Source organism: Nocardia sp. NPDC019323, assembly GCF_044389845.1.
Classification (GTDB): Bacteria; Actinomycetota; Actinomycetes; order Mycobacteriales; family Mycobacteriaceae; genus Nocardia; species Nocardia implantans.
The window spans coordinates 1,488,157-1,510,887 of the sequence record NZ_JBIRYN010000001.1 but is presented as its reverse complement, the minus strand read 5'-3'; the positions used below and the strand labels follow the sequence as shown (position 1 = coordinate 1,510,887).

Here is a 22,731-nt window from a genome sequence, read left to right as displayed (position 1 = left end):
TGTCGTATGGGATTGCGCGCGGCTCGGCGCGGTCCAGGCGAAATCGCTGGAGTGCAATGGTTTCGGGCGAGATCGGCTGCGTGTCGGCATACTGTCGTCTTCTGCTCGTGCCTATTGATCGATGAATTCAAGTGCGGCAACGACTTCCGAACACCGCGACCGAGGAGTTCAGCGCAGCGGCAGGAATTCGACGATCGCGCCGTCCCCCGCATCGGGCGGGACGATCACGAGACCGTCGCGATCGACCAGGCCGCCGAGATGAGCCGTCCGGATGGTCGGGTCGCCGATCCATCCGCCTTCCTCGGCGAGGCGAGCCGGGACGATGCGCGTCACCTGTCCGGCGATCTCGGCGGCGTTGCGCAGCGGCCCGCGCAGCGGGCGCGCGGTGGACGCGCCGGTGCGGCCCTCGACGATCGCGGGAGCGAGCGCCATGAGCGTCGCGACCGCGGCGAACGGGTTGCCGGGCAAGCCGAGCACCGTGGTGCCAGCGGCGAGCCGGGCGACGACCGTGGAACCGCCCGGCCGCAGCCGCACCCGGGGCACCACGATCGAAGCGCCCGCCCGGGTCAGGGCGGCACGCAGTTGGTCGGCCGCCCCGCCGCCGGTCGCGCCGACGATCACCAGCAGGTCGCACTCGGGCGCGGCGGTGAGGACCTCGTCGAAGCCGTGCGGAGTGTCGCGCAGGTGCACCCGGTCGGTGGTGCGAATGCCGCACCGGGACAGCAGTTCCGGCAGGATCGGGCCGATCGAGTCGCGGGTCTGGCCCGCCTGGAGCGGACCCTCGCTGCGGATCTCGTCACCGGTCATGACGACGCGCGCGCGGACCGGCCCGCGCACCGGGGCGGCGGTGACCTCGACGCTCGCGGCCGCGGAGACCAGCGCCGGGGTGACCGGCGTGCCCTCCGGCGCGATCGGATCACCGGCGCCGCGGTCCTCGCCGCGGCGGCGGATGTCGTCGCGCAGCGGGGTGTCGGGCAGGCGGTACAGCGTTTCGTCGGCCACGTGGGCGAACTCGTCGCGCAGCACGCTCGTGGTGCCGTCGGGGACGTGCGCGCCCGTGGCGATGCGCACCGCCTCGCCCGGCAGCAGCCCCACCGGTCGCCGTCCGCCCGCGAAGCCGATGTCGCGCCGCAGGCGCCAGGGTCCGTCGCCCGCTACCGCGTACCCGTCCATCGCCGAGACGTCGAAGCGCGGCAGCGGCCCGGCGGCCGTCAGCGGACTCGCGAGCGCGGCCCCGATCACCGAACGCAAATCGGCCTCGTACGCGGTGAGCCGAGACAGCTGCGAGCGCAGCGAGTTCCGTGCCTCGTCGAGCTCGAGCGGCGGCTGCCGGCGTGGCGCGTCGACCGCAGCCCTGGCCTGCCGCACCTCCTCCTCGGTGTCGCAATCGCCGACGCCGGACAGCGGGATGATCGCGGCGGCGGCGGGCACCAGCGCCTTCATCGGCTGGTTGATCAGCGCGTCGAGCCCGTCCAGCGCGGCCGCGAGCGCCGAACGCCGCCACACCCCGATCAGGTACTGCGGGCGACCGGACTCGTCGGCCGCGAACACCGCGTCCGCGCCGGACTCGGTGGCGTGCCGGATGAGTTCGGCGACCGCCCATGGCGACAGGAACGGCAGGTCGGCGGCGAGCACCACGATTAGCGGTGCGGCGGAGCCGAGGGCACGCAACCCGGTGTCGACCGCCGCCACCGGGCCCGACCCGGGCGGCACCTCGCGCACCTGGATGATCTCCGGCGGCAACTCGGGGCGGTGCGGCCCGACCACCACCGTCCGCCCGCACGAGGCGACGGCGGCGAGCGCCACCTCCAGCATGGAACGGCCGCCGATGACGATGGCCGGTTTGTCCACGCCGCCCATCCGGCTGGCCCGCCCGCCCGCGAGCACGATCGCGTCGGCGGCCGTCACACGCCACGACCCGGAGCTAGGTACACCATGGCGGCCATGCTAATTCGTCGGCGCAGGGAAGCCGGGGAGCGGACGGCGCCGATCAGGCGTTCGACCAGAACCGCGCAGGGGGCAGCAGCCGGAACTCGTTGAGTTCCGGGTCGGCGAGCACGAGGTCGGTGTCCCTGGCCGGAGCCGGGGCGCCGCGGTCGATCGAGGTGGCGCCCGCCGCGTGCAGCCTGGCCACCTCGGCGGCCCGGTCGTCGGCCGGGAACGAGGTGAGATCCAGGCGCAGTCTGGTCCGGCCGGTGCCCGCGTCCGGCGTGCGGACGAACTCCAGCCAGGAACCGAGGCCGGTCGGCGCGCGCAGTCCGGCCAGCCGCTCACCGCGCCGCATGGACGGCCAGCCGGTGGCGGCCGACCAGAATTCGGCGAGCCGCTGCGGATCGCGCGTGTCGACCACGATCGCCGCGACGGCTCCGGTGTCCACGTACTCCTCCCTGGGTTCGAGCACGCAGAACTCGTTGCCCTCCGGGTCGGCGAGCACCGCCCACGGCACCGCGCCCTGCCCGATGTTGATCGAGCGCGCGCCCAAGGCCAGCGCCCGGTCCACCTGGGTGCGCTGGTGGTCCAGCGAGCGGGTGGCCAGATCGAGGTGCAGGCGGTTCTTGCCGATCTTGGCCCGCATCGCGGGCAGGAAGGTCAGCGCCAGGTCGCCACCGTCTACATCGGGGGCCGCGACGTTGACCTCGTCGGGACGGTCGACGGTGATGCTCCAGCCGAGCAGTTCGGCCCAGAAATCCGCGACCGAACGCGGCCGGTCGGCGTCGAAGACGACACATGCCAGGCGGGTGGGCATAGATCCACGGTACTGGCCGTCCTCGCGGCACGGAGCCGATTCGGACAGCGGCGCTCAGTCACCGGGGAGATCGGGCAAGCAGTAGCGCGCGGCACGCAGATCGACGCGCCCGTCCCGGATCGGCACGCCCTCCTCGGCCAGCAAGCGCAACTGGCGATGGGCAAGGTGAGCGGCGGGCTTGCCGCCGGCGCCGAGCACCCGGTGCCAGGGCAGGTCGGCGGAGTCGGTGCGCATGATCCAGCCCACCGTGCGCGGGGTGGACAGACCGGCGGCCGCCGCGATGTCGCCGTAGGTGACCACCCGGCCGGGCGGGATCGCCGCCACCAAGGCGTGCACCTGCTCGATCTGGGCATCGCTGGTCGGCATCGGGCTCAGAGCACCGATCGCACGAGTTCGCCGGTCCGGGCCGGATACGCCTGGGCGACCATGTGATCGCAGTTCCATTCCAGCACCGTCAAGCTGGCGCCCATGTGTTCGGTGAGCGCCGCGCGGAACTCCGGCGTGACGAACGGCGGGTCCACCTTCATCGCCTGCACCAGCACGGTCGGCAGATCGGCGGGCGGCAGCACCCAGTGGCGGGCCAGCTGGCCCCAGTAGGAGTTGATCGCGGGCAGGCTCATCCGCCAGCCGAAGCGCCCGTCCGCGGTGGGCATCAGGTGTTCGTCGAGCTCGGCTTCGAGCAACCGGGGCTCGACGTCGCCCCAGCCGGTGTCGAGTTTGTCCTGACGCGCCTGGTCGACGCTGTCGTAGTCGGCCGAGACCAGGGTGGACAGCGCGATCTCGTTGAGCCATTCCGGCTCCAGCGCGATCGCCGGATCCAGCAGCACGAGCTTGCGCACCAGGTCCGGATGCCGGTGCGCCAGGTGCAGCGCGCACGCCCCGCCGAAGGAGTGCGCGACCACCACCACCGGGCCGTCCGCTTCGGCGGTGACCAACTCGACCAGGTCGTCGACGATGGTCTCGAAGTTCCACGGTGGCAGCGAGGTCGAGCGACCGTGCCCGCGCAGATCCGGCGCGAGCACCCTGACATCGGGCAGGTGCCGGGTCGCCAGGTCTTCCCAGCGTTTGCCGTGACCGGTGACACCGTGCAGGGCGAGCACCACCGGTCCCGTCGCCGGACCGAACCGATGGACATTCAGAACAGACACCGGTCCATTCTGACCTGCGCCGCGATCGGCCGCAGTGCCGGTCGGGCGGAGGCGTGTACCGGCGTGTCGGTCGTGTCTGTTGCAATAGCCCGCGTGGTGCGATCGGATGGCGCGGTGCGACTGGTTCGCCGGAATGTGGTGGCGCCCCGGCCGCGAGACTGGGGGGCCGACGTTCGCGTGCTGCTGGACGCCGCGGCCGCGGACGGTCCCGCCCGTCCGGGGTGGCGGCCGTGGCAGGTGCTCGGCGGACCGGGCTCGGGGAAGACCGCCCTGCTGGTCGACATCGCCGCCGGACGCATCGCGGCCGGAGCCGATCCGGAATCGGTGCTGGTACTGACCCATTCGAAACAGGCAGCGGGCGCTGTGCGCGATGCCATCACGACGCGGCTGAGCGGTCCGGGGCCCGGCGCGGAGGGCGGTGTGCCCGGCGCCACACGAGAACCCTTGGTGCGCACCCTGCACTCGTACGCCTTCTCCGTGCTGCGCAGGCACGCGATGGCGCACGGCAACCCGCCGCCGCGTCTGCTGACCGGAGCCGAACAGGACGCGGTGGTACGCGAGATGCTGCGCGGCGATCTGGCCGACATGGCCGAGGGCGCGCGCGGACTGTGGCCGGAGCGGCTGCGGCCCGCGCTCGCCCTCGGCGGGTTCGCCGAGCAGTTGCGCGATCTCATGCTCCGGGCCACCGAACGCGGCATCGGGCCGGAGGACCTGGAGCGGCTGGGCCGCGAGCACGCCAAGCCCGAGTGGGTGGCGGCGGGCCGGTTCGCGCTCCGCTACGAGCAGACGATGCTGCTGCGCTGGTCGGTCGGCGTCGAGGCGCCGGAGGCCACCGCGCCGGCGCTGGACGCCGCCGAACTGGTCGGCGCGGCACTGGACGCGCTGGCCGCCGACCCGAATCTGCTTGCCGCCGAACGCGCCAGGATCAGATACCTGCTGGTCGACGACGCGCAGCACCTGGACCCGCAGGCCGCGATCCTGGTGAAGGCGATCGGGCACAGCGCGCGGACCACGGTGATCGCGGGCGATCCCGATCAAGCCGTCTTCACCTTCCGCGGCGCCGACGCGCGGTTCGTCGCCGAACTCGACGTGCCGCCCGAGCGGCGCGTCGTGCTGCGCGACAACCATCGGTTCGGCGGTCAGGTCGAGTTGGCGGTGGCTCGGATCGCCGCACGTCTGCCCGGCACTGCGCCGCAGCGCATCCCCGTGCCGAAGGACACCGGGCCGCGGGAGGACGGCACCGAGGTGCGGGTGCGCGTGCTGGCCACGCCCGCGAAGGAGGCCGCGCTCATCGCCGACCACTTGCGCCGCGCGCATCTGACCGGTGGCGTGCCGTGGTCGCGGATGGCGGTGATCGTCCGCTCGGTGCCGCTGTCGCTGGCGCCGCTGCGCCGCGCCCTGCTCGCCGCGGGCGTGCCGGTGCGGCAGCCCGCGCTGGACACGCCGCTGGCGCGCAGGCGCGGCGCGGCATGGATGCTGCTGTCCCTGCGCGCGATTCTGGCGGGGGAGGCGGCGTCGCGGGACGCGGAACCGGCGTTCGAGCCGGAGGACGCCCTCGACCTGCTGTCCGGACCGCTCGGCGGCGCCGATCAGATCGCCTTGCGCCGATTGCGCCGCGGCATCCGGCGCGCGGTGCTGGAATCGGTGCGCGCCGGGGCGAAGTCACCGGACCAGGGCGACGACTCGCCACCCGCTCCCGATGCGGACATCGACCGCCCTTCCGCGCTGATGCTGCGCGATCTGCTGATCGGAACCGGCGATCCGGTGATCCTGGACCGGCTCACCGAAGTCGAGGCCGCGCCGTTGCGCCGGGTGCTGGACACGCTGCGCCGGGCCCGCAAGGTGCGCGGGCGGGGGGCGGGCCTGGAGGACGTGCTGTGGGCGCTGTGGACCGGTTCCCGGTTGGAGCGGCGCTGGGTGGCGCAGTCGGAGCGGGGCGGCGCGGTGGGCATGCAGGCCGATCGCGATCTGGACGCCGCCGTGGCGTTGTTCGACGCGGCCGCCGCCTATGTCGACCGGCTGCCGCGCGCGAGCATCGAAGGGTTCGTCGAATACCTGACCCAGCAGGAGATCCCGCAGGACGCGGCGCCGCGCACGCTGGCGGGTGAAGCGGTGGCGCTGCTGAGCGCGCACGCCGCCGCGGGGCGGGAGTGGGATGTGGTCGCCGTCGCCGCCGTCCAAGAGGGGATCTGGCCGAATCCGCGCGTTCGCGGCACCCTGCTGCATACCGAGGATCTGGTCGATCTCACCGCCGGGGTGTCCGACGCGGGGGAGCGGGTGAGCCGTGCGGCGCCCATCCTCGCCGAGGAGCGCAGGCTGCTGCTCGTCGCGTGCAGCCGGGCTCGGCGGTCGCTGTTGGTCACCGCCGTGGAATCGGTCGCGGGCGATCGCGATCTGGTCCCGTCGCGCTTCCTCGCCGAACTGCTCGGGCACGACGAGGACGGCGAGCCCGGTGCGCTCCCGGTGCTCGATCCCGGCCGCGCCCTGGTCATGCACGCGCTGGTCGCCGAATTGCGCGGCGTGGTCTGCGATCCCGACGCCGACCAGGAGCGCAGGCGCCGCGCCGCGCACCAGCTCGCGCGACTGGCGGACGCGGGCGTGCGTGGCGCCCATCCCGACGACTGGTACGGCACCGCGGAACTCAGTTCGCGGCGACCGCTGTGGGCCGAGGACGACGGCGCGGTGGCGCTGTCGCCCTCCACCGTCGAATTGCTGCGCACCTGCCCGCTGCGCTGGGCGTTGGAACGCAACGGCGGCACCGACGGCGACAACCCGCACGCCGTCAAGGGAAATCTGGTGCACACGCTCGTGCAGGCGCTGGCGGGCAAAGTGCCGGAGGACCAGGTGCGCGCCGCGCTGGAACGCGCCTGGCGGGCCGTTGATCCCGGCACCGGCTGGCATTCCCGCCAGGAGTTGCGCCGCACCGAGGCGATGCTGGAGACCTTCTCGGCCTGGGTGCGCAACACCCGCGGCGAACTCACCCAGGCCGGGGTCGAGGTGCCGGTGGACTGCGTGCTGCCCGCGCGCACGGAAGACGAACGCGACGTGCGGATCCGGGGCCGCGTCGACCGGCTGGAGCGCGACGCGCAAGGCCGTTTCGTCATCGTGGACGTGAAGACCGGCAAGTCCCCGATCAGCAAGCAGGCCGCCGTCGAGCACGCGCAGCTGGCGACCTACCAGGTGGCGGCCGCCGCGGGAGCTCTCGACGCGGCGGCGGAATCGGGCTCCGCCGAAGCGGCATCCGGCGAACCGGGCGGGGCGCGATTGGTCTACGTCGCGAAGCCGAGCAAGACGGAGGGCGCCACCCAGCGCATGCAGCCGCCACTGGACGCCGAGGCGCTCGAGCACTGGCGCGACACGATCCACCAGGCCGCGTCGTCCACGCAGGGCCCCAGTTATCTCGCCATGCGCAACGACGGCTGCCGCCACTGCGCGGTGGCGGGCAGTTGCCCCGTGCAGGACAGCGGGAGGCAGGTGACCGACGAGTGAGCGCGCTCGCGGTCCCGCCGCCGGTCGCCGGGGCGCCGCCGTGACGGGCCGGGTGACGCCGCATCAGCTGGCGCAGGCGCTCGGCCTGCCGCCGCCGACCGACGAACAGGCCGCCGTGATCGCGGCGCCGCCCGGCCCCACCCTCGTGGTCGCGGGCGCGGGCGCGGGCAAGACCGAGACGATGGCCGCCCGGGTGGTGTGGATGGTCGCCAACGGTCTCGTGCTGCCGGACGAGGTGCTCGGGCTGACCTTCACGCGCAAGGCCGCCCAGCAGTTGACCGCCCGGATCCGGACCAGGTTGGCCCGGCTCGCCGGAGCGCCGCTGCTGCGTGAACTCGACCCGAGCGGCCGCCTGCGCGCCCAGCTGACCGGCGCGGAGCCGGAGATCAGCACCTACCACTCGTACGCGGGCAGGTTGCTCACCGAACACGGCCTGCTGCTCCCGGTGGAACCGTCGGCGACGCTGCTGACCGTGACCCAGCTCTGGCAGCTCGCCCACCAGGTGGTTCGCACCTGGGACGGCGACCTGGAGACCGATCGCACCCCGGTGTCGGTCACCGAGGCGGTGCTCGCGCTGTCCGGGCAGCTGGCCGAGCACCTGGTCGAGCCGGAGCAACTGGCCGAGGCGCACACCGAACTGGCGAAGCTGGTGCACACGCTGCCGCCTGGCCCGCGACAGCGTGGCGGGCCGAGTCAGGCGCTGCTCAACATCGTCCAAGTGCAGCGGGAACGGGTAGCGCTGCTGCCGCTGGTGCAGCAGTTGGCCGAGGCTTTGCGTCGACGGGGCGCGCTGGACTTCGGCTCGCAGATGTCCCTCGCCGCCCGGCTGGCCGCCGAGCATCCCGAGGTCGCCGCGGCCGAACGCGCCCGCTTCCGCTTGGTCCTGCTCGACGAGTACCAGGACACCGGCCACGCCCAGCGGGTCCTGCTCTCCGCGTTGTTCGGGGGCGCGTCGGGAGACGTTCGTTCGGTAACGGACGATTCTCGCGACGACGATGATGATCGGGCACACGCGGACATCCACAGCGGTCCGCAGCGGGCGGCTCGGGCAGATGGTCCGGGAAGCGGCGGCGAGTCGCTCGCGCGTGGCGCGGCGGCGAATCCGAGTGCGCAGGGTGGTCCGTCCTCCCGTGCGGGCGGGTCCGGTGGGAGGCCGTCGGCTGACGACGACTCCCTGCAGGGCACACCGTCGCGCGTCGGCGTGGACGACCCCGAAGGGCAAGCGCGGTTCGCCGGCGCACACGACCCGCACGTCGTGGCGAGGCGAGGCGACCAGCACTCGCACGAAACGCAACGCCTGGCGGTGACCGCCGTCGGCGACCCGATGCAGTCCATCTACGGCTGGCGCGGCGCTTCGGCGGCGAACCTGCCCCGGTTCGCCACCGACTTCCCCAGTGCGCCGGGCGTGCCCGCTCCCACGTTGTCGTTGCTGACCAGCTGGCGCAATCCGCCGGAGGCGCTGGCATTGGCGAATCTGGTCGCGCAACCGTTGCGGCGCAAGGCGACCGAAGGCGGCGGGGTGACGGTCGACGCTCTGCGGGCCAAGCCGGGCGCGGGTCAGGGTGTGGTGGCGCTGGCGCTGACCGGCACCGTCGCCGATGAGCGTGAGTGGGTGGCCGAGCGAATCGCCGCGGAGTGGGCCGCCCGGCGTGCGGACGGGCAGCAGCCGCCCACGTCCGCCGTTCTGGTGCGCCGCAACGCCGACGCCGCTCCGCTCGCGGAAGCGCTGCGGGCGCAGGGCCTTCCGGTGGAGATCGTGGGGCTCGGCGGTCTGCTCGCCACGCCGGAGGTCGCCGACGTCGTCGCCACCCTGCGGTTGATCGCCGAACCGGGTTCGGGCAGCGCCGCCATGCGCGTGCTGACCGGCGCGCGGTGGCGCATCGGGGTCGCCGACATCGCCGCGCTCGCCCGCCGCGCCAGGGACCTGTCCATCCGGCGTCCCGGCTCGGAGAGCCCGGCCGAGATCGCCGACGGCGCCGCGCTGAACGAGGCGTTGCGCGAAGTGGCCCCGGAACCCGCCGAACAGGCCGGGCTGGCCGACGCGATCGCCGATCCCGGTCCGCCCGAGCGGTATTCGCCCTCCGGGTTCGCCCGCATCGAGGCGCTGGGACGGGAGCTGGCCGCGTTGCGCGAACGCAGCGGTCAGCCGCTGGCGGAATTGGTCGCCGACGTGGAGCGCACCATCGGCGTCGGGGTGGAGACCCAGACCAGGCGGGCCATGGCTGGCACCGGGGCCGGCCGCGAGCATCTGGACGCGTTCGCCGAAGTGGTGGCCGGATACGCCGCGGAAACCGGCGCTTCGCTCGGCGGACTGCTGGGGTTCCTCGCCGCCGCGGAAGAAGTCGAGAACGGGCTGGAACCCGGCGAGGTCGAGGTCGCCAAGGATCGAGTGCAGGTGCTGACCGTGCACGCGGCCAAGGGCCTGGAATGGGAGATCGTCGCGGTGCCGCACGTGGTGGACGGCGTGTTCCCGTCCAAGGTCGGCTCCGGCACGTGGCTCGGCGCGCTCGCCGAGTTGCCCACGTCGCTGCGGGGTGACCGGCAGCAGGACGACGCTGCCGAAGGCGTGCCGGTGCTCGAACTCACCGATCTGTACGACCGCGCCGACCTCGATCGGGCGATCAAGGCGCACAAGGAGGCGCTGGAGCGCCGCCGGATCGATGAGGAACGCCGCCTGTTCTACGTCGCGCTCACCAGAACCGAACGCGTGCTGCTCGTTTCGGCCCACTACTGGGCGGAGACCGGCAGCGCCCCGAAGGGCCCGTCGGATTTCCTGCTCGAGCTGAAAGCCGCGCACGAGGACCCCGGCAGCCCCGCGTACGGCGTCTTGGCGATCGACCGCTGGGACGACCCGCCCGCCGCCGCCGCCGTCAACCCGTTCACCGACAACCCGGCGACCGCCGAGTGGCCGCGCGATCCTCTCGGCCCCCGCCGCGACCCCATCGAACAGGGTGCCGCCCTCGTCCGCGCGGCCTTGGCCGAGTTGCGCGCCCGTCCCGCCGATAGCAGGGGGCTGTCCGATGCTGCTGCTCGCAACCACAGCGCGGGGTCCGTCCGCGCCGAAATGCCGCCCGGCGAGGGTCCGGGGTTCGCAGACGAAACGGGTCACCACCCGCCCGCCGACGAGCCGAGTTTCGCGGACGAATCTGCCTACTACCCACCCGACGACGACTACCCCCCCGACGATTTCGCGGACGAATCCGAGGTCACGTCGATCGAATACGCCGATCCCTATGCCGATATCGAGCCCTATTTCGGTACGGCGCCGGACCCGGTGGAGGAGTATCTGTCCGCCGACGAACCGGCATTGGCCGCGAGCGGCTTCGCCCCGCCCCCGCCGGAGGACCTGTACCGGCCGGAGCAGGCCCACCCCGTGTCCGACCCCGACGATCCGGAGGGCTGGGCCGCCGATGTCGACGCCTTGCTCGCCGAACACCACGCGGCGGCGGTCACCGACGAAGCGGTCGAGCTACCCGGGCAGATCGCGGCGACCGCCCTGGTCGAGCTGCGCGCCGACCCGGCGAGACTCGCTGCCCGCCTGCGTCGTCCGTTGCCCTACCCGCCGAATCCGCTGGCGCGCCGGGGCACCGCGTTCCACGCCTGGGTGCAGCGCTGGTTCGGCTCGACCCGTCTGCTCGGTCTGGACGAACTGCCCGGCGCGGCCGACGGCGGCGCGGCCGACGCGAGCTCGGACGCCGAGCTGAGTGCCATGCAGGAGGCGTTCCTGAACTCGCGCTGGGCCGATCGCAGCCCGATCGAGGTCGAGATTCCGTTCGAGACGTCGATCGCGGGCACCGTGATCCGCGGCCGGATGGACGCGGTGTTCGCCGAACCCGGCGGGCGCTGGATCGTGGTCGACTGGAAGACCGGCGCCGAGCCGAGCGCCGCCGAAGAGCCCGCGGTCGCCATGCAGCTGGCCGTGTATCGCCTGGCGTGGGCGCGGTTGATGGCCGCGCGCGAGGGACGGCCCGAGCACGAGATGCTCCCTCGGATCGGGGCCGCGTTCCACTACGTGCGCACCGGGCGCACCATCGCGCCGGCGAACCTGGCCGGTCCGGACGAATTGGCGGAGCTGATCAGGAACGCCGCGCCCGCCGGCTCACCGCCAGCGCCTGAATGACGAGCGGAATCTGCAGCGGAAGCCGCAGCGCCGACCCGATCTTCAGCAGCCGCGGCGCCTTCTCGCTGGCCAGCATGTCCACGGTGAACTGCACGTTGGCCGGGAACACCGCGATGAACAGCAGCGCCGCCAGCCGTCCGCCGAACCCGCGGGTGCGCGGAACGGCGAGGGCGGCCGCGACGCCGATCTCGGCCACGCCGGAGGCGTAGGTGTAGTCGCGGGCGCGTCCCGGCAGGAAGCGCGGCACGATCGAATCGAAGGGCTTCGGCCAGACGAAATGCAGGACCCCGGCCCCGAAGAGAATGGCGGCCAGAGCCAGCGCGGGCCGCCGCCCACCATCGGACCCGGACGTCAGCGTGTTTTCTGCCATGCAGGCACCCTTACATCTACTCCGCTTCCCGTCGACCCCGGGCGGCCCCGACATCCCCACACTCAGTCCGAGCACTTACCCGAGCCCAGCGGAGAGGCGTATCCAGTAGCGGCCTGGCTCCAGTTCCATCGAACGGGATAATCCCGCGATTCGTGAGTGCCGGTCGCCCGACGGTCGGTCGCCGTGGAGGAGCGCTCCGCATCGTGAGTTCGAATGCGAACCTGCTCAGCTCCCCCGGCCTCGTGTTGCGAGCGAAGCGGCCCGAGCATGCACTGTGCGCGGATTGGCTGCGGTTCGATCGGCTGGGGCGAATCGGGCCTTGGTGGTGTCGGTCGGCGGGATGGCCGCTCGCAGGAGGCGCGCCGGACTCGTGAGTTCGAATGCGAACGTGCTCAGCTCGCCCGGCCTCGTGTTGCGCGGCTCGCCCGGCCTCGTGTTGCGCGCGAAGTGACCGCGAGCATGCGCAGTTCGCGGCCTGGCCGCGGTTCCGATCGGCTGGGACGTATCGGGGCGTCGCGGAGTCGGCCGACTCGACGTTCGTCGCCGTGCGGCGCGCGCTGGATCGTGCGCTCGAACGCCGACGTGCCCAGCCGACCTCCACCACGACTTTCGAGCGAAGCGAGACCGAGCATCCGCCGTTCGCGCAAACGCGAGCCATAAAGGGGCCGCGAACACGCCGCGACGCAGTCGCGGCAAATAAAACACAGTAGGCTCCCCGGTGTGCCGGAGGGACAAGGATTACCGGGTATGACCGACGCGACGACAGGTGTGCCCGGTGTTCGGTGACCGAGCGCGCGGCCTCGGCTTGGCCAGTCGCCCCGATTTCGCCCTGGTCGGCGTGCTGCGCATCCCGGAAGTGCAGACCAGCCCATGGATTTCGCTGACCAGAAGAGTGCTGTTCGCGACGGCGCTGCTGTTCCTGGCCGCGATGGTGGTGTACCTGGGACGCGCGGGCTACCACGACAACTCGGGCAATGAGCTGTCGTTCCTGGACGCGTTCTACTACGCGACGGTGTCGCTGTCGACCACCGGATACGGCGACATCCACCCGGTGACGCCCGAGGCGCGGCTGGCGAACATCATCATCATCACCCCGCTGCGCATCCTGTTCCTGATCGTCCTGGTCGGAACGACGCTGGGCGTGCTGACCGAACGTTCCCGGCAGGCTTTCAAGATTCAGCGATGGAGGCACACCGTGCGCAATCACACCGTGGTCGTCGGATACGGCACGAAGGGGCGGACCGCGATCGACGCCATGCTCGGCGACGGAGTGCAGCCCGCCGACATCGTCGTGGTCGACACCGACGTGGTCGCCTTGGAGGCGGCCGCCAACGCCGGGCTGGTCACGGTGCACGGCTCGGCCACCCAATCCGACGTGTTGCGGCTGGCGGGCGTGCAGAACGCCGACTCGGTGGTGGTCGCGACCAATCGGGACGACACCGCCGTGCTGGTCACCCTTACCGCCAGGGAGTTGAACAAGGCCGCCAAGATCGTGGTTTCGATCCGGGAGGCGGAGAACACCCATCTGGTCCGGCAGTCCGGCGCGAACTCCGTGGTGGTGTCCTCGGAGACAGCGGGCCGGTTGCTCGGCATCGCGACCACCACGCCCACGGTCGTGGAGATGATGGAAGACCTGCTCACCCCGGAGGAGGGCTTCGCCGTCGCCGAACGCGAGGTGGAGGCGTCCGAGATCGGCGGCTCGCCGCGGCATCTCAGCGATATCGTCCTGGGCGTGGTGCGCAACGGGGTGCTCTACCGGGTGGGCGAGCCGGAAGTCGACGCGGTCGACGCGGGCGACAAGCTGTTGTACATCCGTCGAGCGGGCAAGTGACCCGGCGCGAACCAGGTTGTTGCTCGGGGCGCGATAGTCTCGAACCGTGCCGGCGTTTCAGCTCAACAGTGTTCCGTTGCTCTCCCGCTCCGTCATCGACCGGGCCGAGCACATCCGCGGTGACGCCCAGGCCCTGAAGGAGGGCTGGGCGGAAGCGAAACTTCTGCGGGTCAACCGTCGCGGACAGGTGCGCTTCGACGAGGGCGCCCTGGTCCTGGAAGCGGCCGTGGAGTTCTCCGCCGAGCCGAGTCCTGCCGCGGTGTTCCTCGGTGTGGAGGAGGGCGTGCACCTGTGGGCGGTGCGCGATCCGGAGCTGGAGGGGGCGCTGACCGATCTGCGCGCGCTGGCCGGCGGCGCCGTCGACGACCGCACCGCCGGGTTGCTCTCCACCGCGATCGCGCTGCTGAACTGGCACGACAAGGCCGGCTTCCACGGCGCGGACGGCGCTGTCACCACGTCGGCGAAGGCGGGCTGGTCGCGCATCACCGAGAGCGGTTACGAGGAGTTCCCGCGCATCGATCCTGCGGTGATCTGCCTGATCCACGACGGCGGCGAGCGGGTGCTGCTGGCCCGCCAGAGCAGCTGGCCGAAGTCGCTGTTCTCGCTGCTGGCCGGGTTCGTCGAGGCGGGAGAGTCGCTGGAGCGCTGCGTGGAGCGCGAGATGCGCGAGGAAGTGGGTCTCGACGTGCGCGAGATCAGCTACCTGGGCAGCCAGCCGTGGCCGTTCCCGCGCTCACTGATGCTCGGCTTCGCCGCGGTCGCCGATCCCGCTCAGCCGCTGACCTTCACCGACGGTGAGATCGCCGAGGCCGAGTGGTTCACCCGCGCGCAGGTGCGGGAAGCGTTGGCGGTGGGCGACTGGTCCAACCGGGACGGCGGCTCACGGCTGCTGCTGCCCGGCTCGATCTCCATCGCGCGCACGATCATCGAATCCTGGGCCGCGATCGACTGACGCGCGGGCCGAAGCCGGCCCGCGCGCGACGGCTGCTCAGGACAGACCGGCGAGGACCTGCTTGACCGCAGCCAGCGACGGGTTCGTCGCGGTGGAGCCATCCGCGAACTTGACGGTGGGCACCACGTGGTTGCCCCCGTTCACGCTGCCGACGAACTCGGCCGACGCGGGGTCTTGCTCGATGTCGATCTCGACGTAGCTGATGCCTGCCTCGTCCAACTGCTTCTTGAGCCTGCGGCAGTAGCCGCACCAGGTGGTCGAGTACATCGTCAGGGTGGGGTTCGCGTCAGTCACGGACACTGCAACGCCGGACGACCGCTGACTGTTCCGACCCGAACAATCCGGGACCTTGCGCGACATTTAATATGCGCGCATACTAAATGCATGACGATCATCGCCAGCGCGCACGCCATCTCCAGTGCGCCGCCGACCGCCTTCTTCGCCCGCTGGGCCGACGTGGCCACCTGGCCGGAGTGGAACACCGACACCGAGTGGGTGCGCTTGGACGGACCGTTCGCCGAGGGCGCCACCGGAACGTTGCGGCCGAAGGGCGGCCCGAAGGTCCGGTTCGTAGTCGCCCGCCTGACCGACCGCGAGTTCGTGGACGTCTCCCGGCTGTTCGGCGCGCGGCTCACCTTCGCCCACGAGGTCGCCGTCGCGGACGGCCGCACCACGGTCACCGTGACCGTCTCGATCGACGGGCCGCTGCGGGTGTTGTGGACGAAGATTCTGGGCGCCGACCTGGCGAAATCCGTGCAGCCCGACCTGGACGCACTGGTGGCCGTCGCCGAGGGGGTTGCGGTATGAGCGCGACCGGATCGAGCGCGAAGTACTGGCTGGCCGTGGTCTCGAGGGAGCATGTCCGGCGCGGCGTGCGGCTGGGCATCGCCCAGGCCGACCACGGCAAGCGGGCGGCGGTGGAACGCATGCGGCCCGGCGACGGATTGGTGTACTACTCGCCGCGCGAGGGCATGCGCGCCGGAGCGCCGGTGCGCTCGTTCACCGCGATCGGCACCATCGACGACCGCCCGGCCTGGCAGGCCGACCCGCAGGACGGCGGCTGCTTCCGGCCGTGGCGCCGGTCGGTCAGCTACCGAGCGGAAGCGCGGGAGACCCCGATCGACACGCTGCGTGCCGAGCTCGACCTCACCAGCGTGCCGAACTGGGGCATGGTCCTGCGCCGTGGCCTGATAGAACTCAGCCCGCACGATTACGCGTTGATCGCGCGAGAGATGACCGACGAGTGAGGGAGGCCGATGCGCGAGGCGCAAGACGGGCGGCTGCGTTCCCGATTTCGCGCGGCTGAGGAAAGTCCCGGCCTGTTGCTGTGGCAGGTGACCAATCGCTGGCAGGCGGCGCAGCGGGCGGCGCTCGCGCCATTCGACCTGACCCACGTGCAATTCGTGCTGTTGGCTTCGCTCACCTATTTGGCTACGGGCCGCGAAGATCCGGTGCGGCAGCGTGACCTGGCCGAATACGCCGCCACCGATCCGATGATGACCTCCCAGGTGTTGCGCGCGCTGGCGCAGAAGGGCCTGATCGAACGCCGCGACCACCCGAGCGATCGCCGGGCCAAGGCGCTGGTCGCCACCGAAGCGGGCGTGGCGCTGGTGAACCGGGCCATCGTCGCGGTGGAGACGTGCGACGCGGAGTTCTTCGCGCCGCTGGGTGCCGAGGACGGCGCCTTCGCCCGCTCCCTGCGGCAGCTACGCGGCCGCTGAACGCCGCGCACGCCCGGCTCGCCGGTCCGATGATGACGCCCGGTCCGAACGACGAGATCGCGCATCCGACACCGCGGGCATCCCTGTCTGCACAGCCGAGCATCGTCGGCGGCCGCGCGGTGCCGGTCCGATGGTGATGCCCGGTCCGAACGACGAGATCGCGCATGGCGGCGCCGCGGGCATCCCTGTCTGCACAGCCGAGCACCGTCGGCGGCCGCGCGGGCCGATGCCGGGCCGGTCCTGGGCTGGAATCGATGGGGCGGGCCGGCCACGCTGATCGCGGCGACAACTTCCTCCAACTCGCGAGCCGGAGCGGCCACGCAGACGATGCCTGGGTACACCACCGAACACTGCTCGAGCGTCCGCATGGAACATCCAAGGTTTCGCCGACGGGCCGCACCACCGTTCGGGCTACTGCGGCATGGACTGCGCTGGGCGGTTTCGGCACCCCGGCGCCTTCCCTACTGTGCGGCCGACCCACCGGCGCGTGGCGCCCGCCATGGCGACCGGCGGCTTGTCGGTGGGCGCTGTCATGATGGACCGCGTGCCCGCTCTCGACCTCGCCGACCTCGATCCCGAGCAGGCCGCCGCCGTGCGGGCGCCGCGCGGCCCGGTGTGCGTGCTCGCGGGCGCGGGCACCGGCAAGACCAGGACCATCACCTATCGCATCGCGCATCTGATCGCACAGGGGCACGTCAAGGCCGATCAGGTGCTCGCGGTGACGTTCACCGCGCGCGCCGCGGGCGAACTGCGCACCCGGTTGCGCGCGCTCGGTCTCGGCGGCGAAGCGACCCAGGTGCAGGCGCGGACGTTCCACGCTGCGGCGCTGCGGCAGCTGAAGTACTTCTGGCCGCAGATCGTCGGCGATGTGCCGTGGCGGCTGATCGATGCCAAGTTCCCGATCGTCGCGCAGGCCGCGCACCGGGCCGGGCTGTCCACGGCCACCGACAGCGTGCGCGACCTGCTGAGCGAAATCGAGTGGGCGAAGGCCTCGCTCATCGCGCCGGAGGATTACACGGCGGCGGTCGCGAAGCAGCGGCGCGAGACGCCCTACGACGCATTGCGGGTCGCGGACGTCTACGCGGGCTACGAGAAGCTGAAGGCGACACCGGACGGGTTGCTGCTGGATTTCGACGACCTGCTGCTGCATACGGCCGCCGCGCTGGAGGACTATCCGGCGGTGGCCGACGAGTTCCGCGGCCGCTACCGCAGCTTCGTCGTGGACGAATACCAGGACGTCACCCCGCTGCAACAGCGCGTGCTCGACGCCTGGCTCGGCGACCGCGACGACCTGACCGTCGTCGGCGACGCCAACCAGACCATCTATTCGTTCACCGGAGCCACGCCGAGCTATCTGCTGGACTTCTCCCGGCGCTTCCCCGACGCCACCGTGGTCCGGCTGGAACGCGACTATCGCTCGACTCCGCAGGTGGTGTCGCTGGCCAATCGGGTGATCGGGTCGGCGCGCGGGCGTATCGCGGGCACCAGGCTGCAACTGATCGGCCAGCGCGCCGACGGACCCGAGCCCGCGTTCGCCGAATACGACGACGTGCCCGCCGAGGCGGCGGCGGTGGCCGAGGCGATCGGCCGGTTGATCGCGGCGGGCACACCGGCGGCGGAGATCGCCGTGCTCTATCGGATCAACGCCCACTCGGAGAGCTACGAGCAGGCGCTCACCGAGCGCGGCATCCCGTACCAGGTGCGCGGCGGCGAGGGTTTCTTCGCGCGCGCGGAGGTCAGGCAGGCTGTGCACGCGCTGCGGCAGGTCGCCGCCCGCGAAGACTTGCCCGATCAGGCACGCAGCGGCAGCTCCCTGGTCGCGCTGGTCCGCGCGGCGCTCGCCCCGCTGGGCCTGACCGCCACCGAGCCCGCGGGCGCCCAGGCGCGCGAACGCTGGACCTCGCTGGTCGCGCTGGTGCGGCTGACCGAGGAACTGGTCGGCCACGACGAGCGGCTCGACCTCACCGGACTGCTGCGCGAACTCGCGGCCCGCGCCGAGGCCAGGCACCCACCCACGGTGCAGGGTGTCACCCTGGCCTCCCTGCACGCCGCCAAGGGCTTGGAGTGGGACGCGGTGTTCCTCGTCGGTCTGTCCGACGGCACCATGCCGATCGCGCACGTTCTCGCCGATGACGGTTCGGTCGCCGACGAAGCGGCGCTGGAGGAGGAGCGGCGGCTGCTCTACGTCGGCGTCACCAGGGCACGCGAACATCTGCGGTTGTCCTGGGCGCTGGCCAGGAACGAAGGCGGCAGGCGCACCAGGCGGCGTTCGCGATTCCTCAACGGCCTGGTTCCGGACGATTCACCTGCCTCGCGCATCGCGGCGCCGCCGTCGGCGCCCAACGGCGTCCGCCCGACCTGCCGGGTCTGCGCGAAACCGCTGATCGGCACCTACGCGACCATGCTCGGCCGGTGCCGTCGCTGTCCGGCCGAACTGGACCCGGAATTGCTTGCGGCACTGCGGGACTGGCGCGCGGAGAAGGCGGAGGCGCTGCGGGTGCGCGAATTCGTCGTGTTCACCGACACCACGCTCACCGCGATCGCCGAACAACTGCCCGCCGACGACGCCGCGCTGGCCGCGATCGCGGGCATCGGCGCCAAGAAGATCGATCAGTTCGGCGCCGAGGTGCTCGCCATCGTCGCGTCCCGGCTTCGATCCACATCACAAAACCGCAGGTAGAAAATAGGTTGTCCCGCTCGGCGATCTTGCCTATGGTGTATTTCACGCACCGGGAGGGCATCTCGGCGCGCACAGTTACCGACACACAACGAGTACAGGAGGGAGGCAGAGCAGTGGACAACATCATGAACTTCGGCGCCAGTGGCGTTGCGGTCTATGCGCCCATGGCGGCCTCCCGGGGGATCCTCGCCTTGCAGGGGATCGGTCTGTCCGGAATCGGTGCGTTCGGCACGTCCGGCACGCGAGTGAATTGCGCTGCCATGCATGCGTCGCTGCGTACCCACATCCAGGACAAGCCCAGCGTGGGCTGGCGCCCGATGGCTGCCGAGGCAGCAGTCGGTGTCTTCGCGGATGAAGCCGGCTTCGATCCGGCGGCCCCGCGGGCAGCACGCCTCCGCACCGCACACCCAGCGACCGTGAACAGGACTCGACACAGATGTCGACCTAGGTAGGGAACTCCTCCCCGACCTCCTGGCCACGGATCGCACGACAGCGAAACCGTGGCCAGTATTCTCCGGCCCTTCAGCCACCGGCACCGGTTTCGCCACAACAAACGAACCGCTGCAAACGAGCTGAAGGAGAACGACGTGTTCACCGCACAGGGTTGGCCGCAGGCCACTACTGACGTGACATGCCGAACCGTGGCGTCGACTACTCGGACCCAGGAGATCACCAAGGTCCTGCCCTGCCGTGCTGGAGACCCGGACCTCTGGTTCGCCGAGAGCCCGGTCCAGCTGGAGCAGGCCAAGGCGCTGTGCGCGACCTGCCCGATCCGCAAAGGCTGCCTGAGCGCCGCCATGGATCGTCGTGAGCCATGGGGTGTTTGGGGCGGTGAGATCTTCGACCAGGGTGTCGTGATCGCCCGCAAGCGTCCCCGCGGTCGTCCGCGCAAGGTCGCGGTCCCGGCATGAGCCGGGGAGTGACTTCCCTCCCTCCGGTCGATGTGCTCGATTCGGTCGGTACCGGCACGGGCCGAGCCAACGAACGAGAAAGCGGAACAGCCGCCCACCGCATAATGGTGGGCGGCTGGTCTGCTGTGTTGGTGTTGGTTTTGCAGCGCCTGCGGCGCTGCGTGTTCGCGGCCCCGGGAAGTCTCGCGTCCGAGCGACCGAGACTCGCGACTGCGTCGCATGCGCTTCGGTCACTCGGACGCGAGACGGGCCGCGAACGGCGCTCGTAAGACTCGCACCCGCCGGGGTCGGGAGCGGCCTGAGTGCGCGATTCAACGCGGGGGCTGCCGCTTCGACCGAGTGGTGGGGATTCGGCTCAGGAGGCTGTGCGTTCCTCGGTGAAGCCGGGCATCCAGGTGCGGACCAGTTGCATGAACGGCAGTTCGGCGTCGAGTTGCGCCAGGATGCCGACGGAGCCGCCGAGTACGCGGAAGATCATCACGTATTGCGCCGGGAGTTGCAGTGCGCGTGCGGTTTTCATCTCGGGGCTGGAGATTTCCGAAGCCTTGCCCGCCACCCGCTGCATCCACCTGCGGGTGAAGTGGAACGAGTCGGCCTGGATCGGGTCGGTGAACGGCCGCAGGTAGTCGGCGATCTCCTGGTGGGTGACCACTCGGCCGGGAATCACCCAGCCGTGGTCGTAGAGCAGCTCGGTGAGTTCGGCGAAGCGTTCCTCGACCGCGAGGGCCAGCATTCGGCCCAGCACCGGAGGGAAACCGTCCGGCATCGGCGCGCAGGCGCCGAAATCGATGACCGCCAGCTTGCCGTCGGGCAGCATCATGAAATTGCCCGGGTGCGGGTCGGCGTGCAGGAGTCCGACGACCTCGGGGGAGGAGAAGTGGAACCGCCCCATCAGCCCCGCGACGCGATTGCGCAACGCGCGGGTGCCCTCCGGATCCTCGGCGCCCTGCTTGATGATCGTGGAGACGGGGACGCCGTCGAGCCATTCGGTGACGATCACCTTCGGCGCGCTCGCCACCACCTTCGGCACGACGATCTCACCGTGCCCGTCGAAGCCCTTGGCGAAAGCGCGCTGGTTGGCCGCTTCGTTGCGGTAGTCCAGCTCTTCTTCGGTGCGTTCGGTGATCTCGGCGAGGATCGGTTTCACATCCGCGCCGGGGATCACCGAAGCGACCAGACCGGACATGCGGTTCAGTGTCTTCAGGTCCGCGCGCAGCGCCTCGTCGGCGCCGGGGTACTGCACCTTCACCGCGACGGTGCGGCCGTCCGACCACACCGCCCGGTGCACCTGCCCGATGCTGGCCGACGCGGCCGGAGTGTCGTCGAACTCACGGAAGCGGGTGCGCCACTGGGTGCCGAGCTGCTGGTCGAGCACGCGGTGCACGGTCGCGGCCGGCATCGGCGGCGCGGCGGCCTGCAGCTTGGTGAGCGCCTCGCGGTAGTGCTCGCCGAACTCCTCGGGGACCGCGGCCTCCATCACGCTGAGCGCCTGCCCGAACTTCATCGCGCCGCCCTTGAGCTCGCCGAGCACTGTGAACAGCTGCTCGGCGGCCTTCTGATTGAGCTGCGCGTTGATCTCGGACCTGTCGCCTCCGGCGAGCTTCTTGCCGAACCCCACGGCCGCCCGTCCGGCTATGCCGAGCGGAATCTTGGCCAACTTGGCGTTGCGGGACGAGCGACGGCGCACGATCTCAGACACGTACCCATCATGGCGGAAGGACCGGCCGGTCGGCCACGGCAATCTTGATCACGCCCGGATTCGGGTGCCGTGTCCTGCGGAAACGTGCGTAGATCCGGGTGCGGGGTGAGGGGGCCCAACCACGCCGATCTTCGATCACCTCCGGATTCCGGCGTCATGTTCGGCCGAAACGTGTGCGCACCCGCAGGCGGGGTGGCGGTCCCATCCGCGGCGGTCGAGGGTGTGGGAATCCAGGTCCAGTTCGAGGGTCGCGTTCAAGGTGGCGGGGGCTCGCCGGGGTGAGCAGTCGATGATCGTCTCTAGTTCGGCCAGGGCGATTGCCGTGGTGGCGGCTATTCCGGCGGGGGAGGCGTGGCCGACGCGGCCGAGGAGTTGGGCGGCGAGGTGGGGCCAGTCGGTGTCGTTGTGCGCGCGGATCAGGTCGGCGCAGCGCAGGCAGCTGGTGACGCCCGGGAGCACCAGCGGGCCGACGACGCCCTTGCTGTCTCGGATGCGCAGCTGAAGATGCGGTATCCGGTGCAGGACCAGGTCGCTCACCAGACGGGGATCGGGCATCAGCGTGTCGGCTAGCACTACGAGATCCGCTCCCCAGGACCGCACCGTCGCCGGACCGGACGGGTAGTCCCGGGAACGGCTCGGCCGCATACCGAGCGCCCGCAAACCGGCCGACACCGCGTCCGACAGCGGGCCGAGACCGTGCACCCGCACCGTTCGCACATGCCCGGCCCGCTCCTCGGGGTGGTCGAGCAGTCCGGCTTCGTCGACCAGCGTGAGCAATGCCACGGCGCGTTCGGCATCGATGCCGCATTCTCCGGCACGCCAGATGATCTGCGGTTTGGTGCGCAGACCGTCGAGCAGACGCAGGAAAGCGACGACGGTCTCGGCGTCCATGCCGTCCGGATCGAGCACCACCGCGGTCTCCGGATCGCACCCGAGCTGGACGACACCGGTCGGGCGGACCAGGACGGTCACCCTCGGGCGCAATCGCGGACCGCGACACATCGTTGTCATGTCATCAGTATGCGGATCGCGCGATGTGCTACCGGTGCCGAAATCCTCGGTTA

At 71.3% G+C, this 22,731-nt stretch carries 18 protein-coding genes; 10 read left to right on the top strand and 8 right to left on the bottom strand.

Translation table 11 applies throughout. The features are described from left to right. Positions 1 to 168: 168 nt before the first annotated feature. The 4 genes from ACH49X_RS07160 to ACH49X_RS07145 form a co-directional block, all read right to left on the bottom strand. A complete protein-coding gene (locus ACH49X_RS07160) occupies positions 169 to 1,908 on the bottom strand; it encodes an NTP transferase domain-containing protein (protein WP_357208369.1) in 1,740 nt (579 codons plus the stop codon). A gap of 82 nt (positions 1,909 to 1,990) precedes the next feature. Further along, complete coding sequence (locus ACH49X_RS07155; protein ID WP_195081939.1) at positions 1,991 to 2,746, bottom strand: VOC family protein; 756 nt, start codon at positions 2,744 to 2,746, stop codon at positions 1,991 to 1,993. A gap of 54 nt (positions 2,747 to 2,800) precedes the next feature. Continuing rightward, positions 2,801 to 3,112, bottom strand: coding sequence for an MGMT family protein (locus tag ACH49X_RS07150; protein WP_357208367.1), 312 nt, complete (start codon positions 3,110 to 3,112; stop codon positions 2,801 to 2,803). A 5-nt stretch (positions 3,113 to 3,117) separates the two neighbouring features. Beyond that, the gene (locus ACH49X_RS07145) at positions 3,118 to 3,894 is read right to left on the bottom strand and encodes an alpha/beta fold hydrolase (protein ID WP_323124391.1); all 777 of its coding nucleotides are present in this window, start codon (positions 3,892 to 3,894) and stop codon (positions 3,118 to 3,120) included. A gap of 72 nt (positions 3,895 to 3,966) precedes the next feature. On the opposite strand from ACH49X_RS07145, the gene ACH49X_RS07140 reads away from it, so the two are divergent. Both ACH49X_RS07140 and ACH49X_RS07135 read left to right on the top strand, forming a co-directional pair. Then, the gene (locus tag ACH49X_RS07140; protein ID WP_397069094.1) at positions 3,967 to 7,383 is read left to right on the top strand and encodes an ATP-dependent helicase; all 3,417 of its coding nucleotides are present in this window, start codon (positions 3,967 to 3,969) and stop codon (positions 7,381 to 7,383) included. Positions 7,384 to 7,423: 40 nt separating this feature from the next. After that, positions 7,424 to 11,503 carry an ATP-dependent DNA helicase gene (locus tag ACH49X_RS07135; RefSeq protein ID WP_357208363.1) on the top strand — a complete coding sequence of 1,360 codons (4,080 nt, stop codon included), beginning with the start codon at positions 7,424 to 7,426 and terminating at the stop codon, positions 11,501 to 11,503. Here ACH49X_RS07135 and ACH49X_RS07130 read toward each other — a convergent pair. After that, complete coding sequence (locus ACH49X_RS07130) at positions 11,460 to 11,873, bottom strand: hypothetical protein (RefSeq protein ID WP_195081934.1); 414 nt, start codon at positions 11,871 to 11,873, stop codon at positions 11,460 to 11,462. The genes ACH49X_RS07135 and ACH49X_RS07130 overlap by 44 nt on opposite strands. Before the next feature lie 775 nt (positions 11,874 to 12,648). Here ACH49X_RS07130 and ACH49X_RS07125 point away from each other — a divergent pair. Together ACH49X_RS07125 and nudC are read left to right on the top strand one after the other, a co-directional pair. Further along, positions 12,649 to 13,704: a TrkA family potassium uptake protein gene (locus ACH49X_RS07125; RefSeq protein ID WP_195081933.1), complete on the top strand. Its 1,056-nt coding sequence runs from the start codon at positions 12,649 to 12,651 to the stop codon at positions 13,702 to 13,704. Positions 13,705 to 13,750: 46 nt separating this feature from the next. After that, a complete protein-coding gene (gene nudC, locus ACH49X_RS07120) occupies positions 13,751 to 14,656 on the top strand; it encodes an NAD(+) diphosphatase (protein WP_195081932.1) in 906 nt (301 codons plus the stop codon). Positions 14,657 to 14,692: 36 nt separating this feature from the next. On the opposite strand, the gene ACH49X_RS07115 is transcribed toward nudC, so the two are convergent. Next, entirely contained in the window at positions 14,693 to 14,923 is a 231-nt protein-coding gene (locus ACH49X_RS07115; protein ID WP_157111606.1) for a mycoredoxin, read from the bottom strand. 117 nt (positions 14,924 to 15,040) lie between these two features. Between ACH49X_RS07115 and ACH49X_RS07110 the strand changes: the two genes are divergently transcribed. The 6 genes from ACH49X_RS07110 to ACH49X_RS07085 all read left to right on the top strand — a co-directional run bounded on the left by ACH49X_RS07110 (position 15,041) and on the right by ACH49X_RS07085 (position 19,968). Continuing rightward, on the top strand, positions 15,041 to 15,463 hold the full coding sequence (locus tag ACH49X_RS07110) for an SRPBCC family protein (RefSeq protein ID WP_357113173.1): 423 nt from the start codon (positions 15,041 to 15,043) through the stop codon (positions 15,461 to 15,463). Beyond that, entirely contained in the window at positions 15,460 to 15,903 is a 444-nt protein-coding gene (locus tag ACH49X_RS07105) for an EVE domain-containing protein (RefSeq protein ID WP_195081930.1), read from the top strand. Before ACH49X_RS07110 ends, ACH49X_RS07105 begins: the two co-directional genes overlap by 4 nt. A 9-nt stretch (positions 15,904 to 15,912) precedes the next feature. After that, the gene (locus tag ACH49X_RS07100) at positions 15,913 to 16,377 is read left to right on the top strand and encodes a MarR family winged helix-turn-helix transcriptional regulator (RefSeq protein WP_195081929.1); all 465 of its coding nucleotides are present in this window, start codon (positions 15,913 to 15,915) and stop codon (positions 16,375 to 16,377) included. Positions 16,378 to 16,909: 532 nt separating this feature from the next. Then, positions 16,910 to 19,057, top strand: a complete 2,148-nt coding sequence (locus ACH49X_RS07095) for an ATP-dependent DNA helicase UvrD2 (protein WP_357208440.1) — start codon at positions 16,910 to 16,912, stop codon at positions 19,055 to 19,057. Between the two features lie 113 nt (positions 19,058 to 19,170). Then, the gene (locus tag ACH49X_RS07090) at positions 19,171 to 19,509 is read left to right on the top strand and encodes a hypothetical protein (protein ID WP_357113179.1); all 339 of its coding nucleotides are present in this window, start codon (positions 19,171 to 19,173) and stop codon (positions 19,507 to 19,509) included. Between the two features lie 135 nt (positions 19,510 to 19,644). After that, a complete protein-coding gene (locus ACH49X_RS07085) occupies positions 19,645 to 19,968 on the top strand; it encodes a WhiB family transcriptional regulator (protein WP_157106825.1) in 324 nt (107 codons plus the stop codon). Positions 19,969 to 20,323: 355 nt separating this feature from the next. On the opposite strand, the gene ACH49X_RS07080 is transcribed toward ACH49X_RS07085, so the two are convergent. Both ACH49X_RS07080 and ACH49X_RS07075 read right to left on the bottom strand, forming a co-directional pair. Further along, positions 20,324 to 21,667, bottom strand: coding sequence for an AarF/ABC1/UbiB kinase family protein (locus tag ACH49X_RS07080; protein WP_195081927.1), 1,344 nt, complete (start codon positions 21,665 to 21,667; stop codon positions 20,324 to 20,326). A 135-nt stretch (positions 21,668 to 21,802) separates the two neighbouring features. Continuing rightward, a complete protein-coding gene (locus tag ACH49X_RS07075; protein ID WP_195081926.1) occupies positions 21,803 to 22,678 on the bottom strand; it encodes a hypothetical protein in 876 nt (291 codons plus the stop codon). Positions 22,679 to 22,731 lie beyond the last annotated feature (53 nt).